The 6,773-nt window shown below is 54.5% G+C and carries 5 protein-coding genes; all 5 read left to right on the top strand.

What is annotated here, in order from left to right; translation table 11 throughout:
- The first annotated feature begins 10 nt into the window (after positions 1-10).
- Complete coding sequence (locus A6A03_RS01800) at positions 11-1,510, top strand: Eco57I restriction-modification methylase domain-containing protein (RefSeq protein WP_066783005.1); 1,500 nt, start codon at positions 11-13, stop codon at positions 1,508-1,510.
- The gene (locus A6A03_RS20120) at positions 1,491-1,898 is read left to right on the top strand and encodes a hypothetical protein (RefSeq protein ID WP_172812271.1); all 408 of its coding nucleotides are present in this window, start codon (positions 1,491-1,493) and stop codon (positions 1,896-1,898) included. The genes A6A03_RS01800 and A6A03_RS20120 overlap by 20 nt, the downstream gene beginning before the upstream one ends.
- Before the next feature lie 60 nt (positions 1,899-1,958).
- Positions 1,959-2,471: a BsuBI/PstI family type II restriction endonuclease gene (locus tag A6A03_RS20125; protein WP_172812272.1), complete on the top strand. Its 513-nt coding sequence runs from the start codon at positions 1,959-1,961 to the stop codon at positions 2,469-2,471.
- A gap of 472 nt (positions 2,472-2,943) precedes the next feature.
- A complete protein-coding gene (locus A6A03_RS01810; RefSeq protein ID WP_066783006.1) occupies positions 2,944-4,803 on the top strand; it encodes a TolB family protein in 1,860 nt (619 codons plus the stop codon).
- 174 nt (positions 4,804-4,977) lie between these two features.
- Positions 4,978-6,773, top strand: a 1,796-nt coding sequence (locus A6A03_RS01815) for a TolB family protein (RefSeq protein ID WP_066783007.1), incomplete at its 3' end; no start/stop codon positions are given.

Raw genomic sequence — 6,773 nt, forward strand, 5'->3', positions numbered from 1 at the left:
ACGGGACACTATGCTCAACCGCGCCAACTGCGACCCCGAAACCGATCAAGCGCACCGGAATGCCTTGGGGCAGTTTTTCACGCCGCCCCACATTGCCGATCTGATGGCGTCGTGGATCGATCCCTTGCCGGAAACGATTGTTCTGCTCGATGCCGGTGCAGGCAGTGGCGCCTTAACCGCAGCGCTGGTGCGCAGAGTTTGCCAAAACCGTGGCCCAACTCGCCGGATCCATGTAACTGCATTTGAGATCGATCACGCCTTAACGCAACCGCTCGCCCAATGTATGGCGGAATGCCAACGCATGTGCGAGGCGGCGGATGTACAATTTACGGCTGATATCCATCATACCGACTTTATCAGCGCGGCAGTGCCAATTGTACGCCGTGAACTCTTCGCCGCTGCCCTGCCGCCGTTCAACGTTGCACTGGTCAATCCACCTTATCGCAAAATCCGCAGCGACTCAACTTACCGCTTGCTGCTGCGTTCGGCAGGGATCGAAACGAGCAACCTGTACGCTGGATTTCTTGCTCTGATTATGCAGTTGCTTGTTCCCGGCGGCCAGCTCGTATCGATTACTCCGCGCAGCTTCTGCAACGGCCCCTATTTTCGACCGTTTCGCGCTGAGTTGCTGAACACGATGGCGATCCAGCGCCTCCACACGTTTGACTCACGCGCCACCGTCTTTCGCCACGACGATGTGCTGCAAGAAACCGTCATTATGCACGCGATCAAATCAACCCAACCGCGCGCCACAATCTGGGTGTCGCGCAGCAATGGACTTGCCGGTCACCCAATATACGAGCAAGCATTGCCCAGTGATACGGTTATTCGCGCCACCGGCGCCGATCGCTGGATTCATATCCCGGAACACGAAGATATCCTGCGCGCGCAAGGGCAGCGCCAACGACTGCCGGCCACACTGGCTGAGCTTGGTTTAGCGGTATCAACTGGCAGAGTGGTTGACTTTCGGGCCCGGCCATGGTTACGCGCTGAACCGGACGAAGCGACCGTTCCGTTGATTTACCCGCACAACCTGCAACATGGTGTAATCCAATGGCCAGACGTAAGCATGCGCAAACCGCAAGCGATCCAACGTTGCGCCGAAACAGCCAACCTGTTGATCCCCTCGGCAATCTACGTGGTCGTCAAACGATTTACGGCCAAAGAGGAGCGGCGTCGCTTGGTAGCGGCGCTGTATGAGCCTTGGCGCATACCTGCTGAGAGCGTAGGATTTGAAAATCATGTCAACTATATTCACGCCAACGGTCGCGGGATCGAGCTTGCGCTCGCCAAAGGACTCACGATCTTCCTGAACTCGACGTGGGCAGATCGTGCGTTCCGGGCCTTCAGCGGCCACACCCAAGTCAATGCCGCCGATCTGCGCGCCTTCTCTTATCCGAACCGGGCAGCGCTGGAATATATTGGCAATCTCATCGATCAAGTAAATCTCTCCCAAACAGAGATTGATGCTATCATTGAGGGGCTATTGTATGAGTCAACGCGAGATTAAACCTGAAAAGATGCGACAAGAAAAGCTCTCCCAAGCAAAAATGATTCTGCAACAGCTTGGTTTTGGCCCACGCCAGTCAAACGATATCGCTGGATATACCTTGCTCGCCCTTGCCAATCTCACCCCAGAACTGCTGTGGAGTAAAGCAACCGCGCCGTTATGTGGAATAAAAGGAATTATTGACTTTATCAAAGAATACTATGGTGAATCATACGCCCCAAATACACGCGAAACTATTCGCGATGAAGCGGTTAAATATTTTGTTGCCGCAGGTCTAGTGGTACCCAACCCAGACAAACCAGATCGACCGACAAATAGTGGTAAATACGTATATCAGCTTTCACCGGCAACACTACAACTACTTCAATCATTCAACACTGATCAATGACACGAAACCCTAACAAATTATTTAAAAGCTCAAGAAACCATCAAACAAGAGCTAGAGCGAGTGCGCAAAACAGCAGACATCCAAATACATCTCTCGCCTAGCCAAGTGATACATCTATCTCCCGGTGGTCAGAATCCACTAATCAAAGACATTATTGAAAAATTTTGCCCAAGATTCGCAAAGAACGGGATCGTTATTTACGTCGGCGATACTCGTCTCGCATATAGGGATGATACTTACCTCGAAGAACTGGGTATCAAGCTCAATTCTGCTGCTAAAATGCCCGACGTGATCGTGTATGATCCCAGTCGCAACTGGATTCTGCTCATTGAAGCTGTCACCAGCGCCGGCCCAATTGACGGCAAGCGGCGCAAAGAGCTAAAAGATCTGTTTAAGAATGATACTGCCGGTTTAGTCTTCGTCACTGCGTTCAGCGATCGGAAGACAATGCGCCGATTTTTAGATCAGATTTCATGGGAAACGGAAGTTTGGATTGCTGACAATCCTGATCACATCATCCACTTTGACGGTGAACGCTTCCTTGGCCCATATCCTGACACCCAACCTACCTAGCGCATCGATGACGGTATGTAACGTCCCACTGCACACGAAACAAGCGCACCACATCCCTATGCAACTATCTGTCAGCCTGATATTCAGACGCCTACCGCCACATGCACAGCTAGACTGGATGTTCCATCGTACTTAATCTATAGCTGTGATTCCCCCCAATGACTCTGAACGGCAAGTCAATCAAATAAAATCCCTGATCGAATAGATTTTATGTCTACATCCAAATAAATTGCACCAAAATGCACAAATTATAAAATAAAAACATCAAACTTCATATTTTTAACGAAATTTTTACTTGTTAAAAATTGTACTATAAACCTTAAAACGAATTATATTATCACTTCTGTTATCAACTATCAGCCCACCATCACTATCTTTCTACGAAATTCTCAGCAAAATGTAGGAACTTTTCTCATTTTTGCGTCGTATTCTATACGTAACAGCAGCAGTGGCATAAGCGAAGGAGGCTTGTATGAACCGGCTGCGTATTCTCTGGAGTGCGATCATCCTGATGGTGGCGCTGATGATCAGTGGCACGACATCACTGATGGCAGCGCCCTTCTCTGGTCGCACCACGTTTGCCGACCCGCGCTTTGCGGCAGTCTGGACGCGCACCGACGGCGAGGCGGTGCGGGGCGGGCGCACGTGGTATTGGGGGCCGGGGCCGTGGTTTGATTACGGCGAATTTTACCGGCAAAGCCCCAATAGCGCGCGCACCGTGCAGTATTTCGACAAGGCGCGGATGGAGATCAACAATCCGGCTGAAGGCATTGTCACGAATGGCTTGCTGGTGAAAGAACTCATTAGCGGGCGCATGCAGCTCGGTGACGATCCTTACGATGTGAGCTATCGCGAAGGGTCGGATGTGCCGGTGGCCGGCAACCCGCGCGCAGCGAACACCATCGCTCCCGGCTATCGTGACTTCGCCGGCATTGCCACGATCGACAATGGCTACCGCGATCCGTCGCGTCTCAACCAGCGAGTGAATACTGTCATCTCGCGCAGCGGCAACCTCAGCGTGCGCGATGACCTCGCCAAACCCGAAACAACGATCGTCCAATACAACAGCGTGACCGGCCACAACATTCCGAAGGTCTTCTGGGACTTTATGAACCAGCGTGGACGGGTCATGGAGAATGGTCGTATCGTAACAGCGCCGATTGTAGACTGGCTGTTTGCGATGGGCTATCCAATCACCGATCCCTACTGGACGCGGGCGGTGGTCGGCGACACCGAGCGCGATGTGCTGGTGCAGCTCTTCGAGCGGCGCGTACTGACCTACACCCCTGACAACCCGGCTGGCTATCAGGTCGAGATGGGCAACGTCGGCCAGCACTACTTCCAGTGGCGTTACCCGCACCTCGGCACGCCGTGGGCCGCACCTGATCCGGTGACACCGCTGATCTACGCCTCGAATATTGACACCGGCAGCTACTGGGAACTCTACCGGGCCAATTTCAACGGTGGCGGCCAACGCCTGACCTTCAACAATGGCGAGACGGTTGCTTTCTCGTGGCGGCGCAGTTGGGATCCGGCCCAACAATACCTGATCGTTGACTCGCGGCGCAATAGCCCCACCTATCGCCAGATCTACGCCCTCAACGCGATTGCCGCCGATGCGGGCGAACGAGCGCCGGGAGCTGGCGTCCTCCGCATTAGCTACAGCAACAACGATGGCGCCTTCCCACCGCCGGATAATGATTACTCAACCACCCCCGGCAGTGAATACAACGCCATGGTTTCGCCTGACGGCAATCTGATGGTATTCGTCTCAGAACGAACCGGCGCACCGCAACTCTACCTCCGCCGGCTGAATATCCCGCTGCGCGGCTTTGCCCAGCAGATCACCTCTTATGACCCAGCCTGCACCGTCGAAACACCAACATGGTCGCCCGATGGCCGCAGCCTGTTCTGGGTCACAAACTGCGAGGGTAACTTCGAGATCTACCGGGCCGATGTTCGTTACTACTACATTGATACGCTCTATGCCGGGGTTGAGCCGGTGAACATCCGCAACCTGACCAACAACGCGGCCAACGACCGCTTCGCCCGCGTCTCGCCTGACGGTAAGTTGGTCGCCTTTGGCAGCGACCGCGACGGCAACTGGGAGATCTACGTGATGAACGCCGACGGCAGCAATGTCCGCCGTCTGACCAACCATCCCGCCACCGATGATGGCCCCACGTGGTCGCCCGATAGCAACCGGCTCGCCTTCGCCAGCGACCGCGACGGCGACTTTGAGATTTATATCCTGAACGTTAGCGATGGAGTCATAACCCAACAAGTGACCCAAAACGCCGCTCAAGACCGCTGGCCGTTGTGGGCCCAGTAGAGACGCACGGCTGTGCGTCCCCGCACGGCTGTGCGTCCCCAAGCATTCGTAGGGGCGGATGGCAATCCGCCCCCGGATGGCAAACCACCCCATGACCCCATACGGGCGAATAGGACGAGGGTACGGGCAGGTTTACATCTGCCCATACCCCCTCCTACCTACGGAGGTGCTGCAATGCGACTCATTCATCGAGTGATCGTTATCCTCGTACTAGGCGCTGCCATGCTGACGAACACAACATTCCTCTCAGCAGCGCCCTTCGCCGATCGCCACGAGTTCGCCGATCCGCGCTTCGCCGTGATTTGGAGCCGCACCGACAGCGAGGCGGTGCGCGGCGGGCGCACGTGGTATTGGGGGCCGGCGCCGTGGTTTGATTACGGAGAGTTTTATCTCAATAGTCCAAATAGCCTGCGCACCGTCCAATATTTTGATAAAGCAAGGATGGAGATTAACAATCCATCTGATGGGATCGTCACCAATGGACTTTTAGTAAAAGAGCTCGTTTGCGGACGCCAGCAATTCAGCGATAATCCACTTGACGCTATAGACATAGGAAGTTCAGATGTGCCGGTAGCCGGGAATCCACGAAAAACAAACCCCATCGCACCCAGTTATCACGACTTTGCAACTGTTGCAACTACTGATAATGGCTACCGCGACCCGCAACGTTTGAAACAGCGCGTCAGTGCAACCATCGAACGGGGCGGTAATGTGAGCAATCGACCTGATCTAGCTCGCCCTGAAACCACGATTGTGCAATACAGCACTATCACCGGTCACAACATTCCGCGCATCTTTTGGGATTTCATGAACCAACGCGGGCGTGTGATCGAGAATGGCCGCATTACCACCGGCCCGATTGTCGATTGGCTGTTTGCGATCGGCTACCCGATCACTGATCCCTATTGGACACGCGCTGTTGTCGGCGATACCGAGCGCGATGTGCTCGTGCAGCTTTTTGAGCGGCGCGTGCTGACGTATACCCCTGACAATCCGCCCGCCTATCAAGTCGAGATGGGCAATGTGGGTCAGCACTATTTCCAGTGGCGCTACCCGCACCTCGGTATGCCGTGGGTTGATCCCGATCCGGTCACTCCTCTCATCTACGCTTCGGATATCGACACCGGCAGCCATTGGGAACTCTACCGGGCCAATTTCAACGGCGGCGGCCAGCGGCTGACCTTCAACAACGGCGAAACGGTCGCCTATTCATGGCGGCGCAGTTGGGAGCAAAACCAACAATATCTCGTCGTCGACTCACGGCGTAACAACTCGCAGTACCGTCAGATCTATCTGCTCAATGCGATCGCTGCCAACGCTGGCGAGCAAGCACCGGGAGCTGAAGTGATTCGGGTAAGCTACAGTAACAATGATGGCACGCCAATTCCACCGAATTATGATTACTGGAGTGTCATAGGCAGCGAATATAATGCCGCCGTTTCACCCGACGGCAATATACTAGCCTTTATTTCGATGCGTGATGGGTCGCCTAGCATCTATCTCCGCCGTTTGACCATCCCGCCGCACGGCACAATGCAAGCGTATCATTTTTTCACGGGAGGCTGTGAGATCGAAACACCTACATGGTCGCCAGATGGACGAAGCCTTGTCTGGGTTTATATCTGCCAAGGTAACGCTGAGATCTACCAAGTTCAGCTACAGTATAATAGTTATGACGATGACTTCGTAGAGATTGAGTTTGTTACATTCCGCAACCTGACCAACCACCCGGCCAACGACCGCTTCGCCCGCGTTTCTCCCGACGGCAAGCAGATCGCATTCGCCAGCGACCGCGACGGCAACTGGGAGATTTACGTGATGAACATCGACGGCAGCAATGTCCGCCGCCTGACCAACCATCCCGCCACCGACGACGCCCCGACGTGGTCGCCCGATGGCCGCCAATTGGCCTTCGCCAGCGACCGCGACGGCGACTTCGAGATTTATATCCTGAACGTCAGCGATGGGAC

It is taken from the genome of Chloroflexus islandicus, from assembly GCF_001650695.1.
GTDB lineage: Bacteria > Chloroflexota > Chloroflexia > Chloroflexales > Chloroflexaceae > Chloroflexus > Chloroflexus islandicus.

Bases quoted from the DNA above. Each gene is read 5' to 3' on its own strand.
- A6A03_RS01810 (WP_066783006.1), top strand. From the start codon at position 2,944: ATGAACCGGCTGCGTATTCTCTGGAGTGCGATCATCCTGATGGTGGCG.
- A6A03_RS01800 (WP_066783005.1), top strand. From the start codon at position 11: ATGCTCAACCGCGCCAACTGCGACCCCGAAACCGATCAAGCGCACCGG.
- A6A03_RS20120 (WP_172812271.1), top strand. From the start codon at position 1,491: ATGAGTCAACGCGAGATTAAACCTGAAAAGATGCGACAAGAAAAGCTC.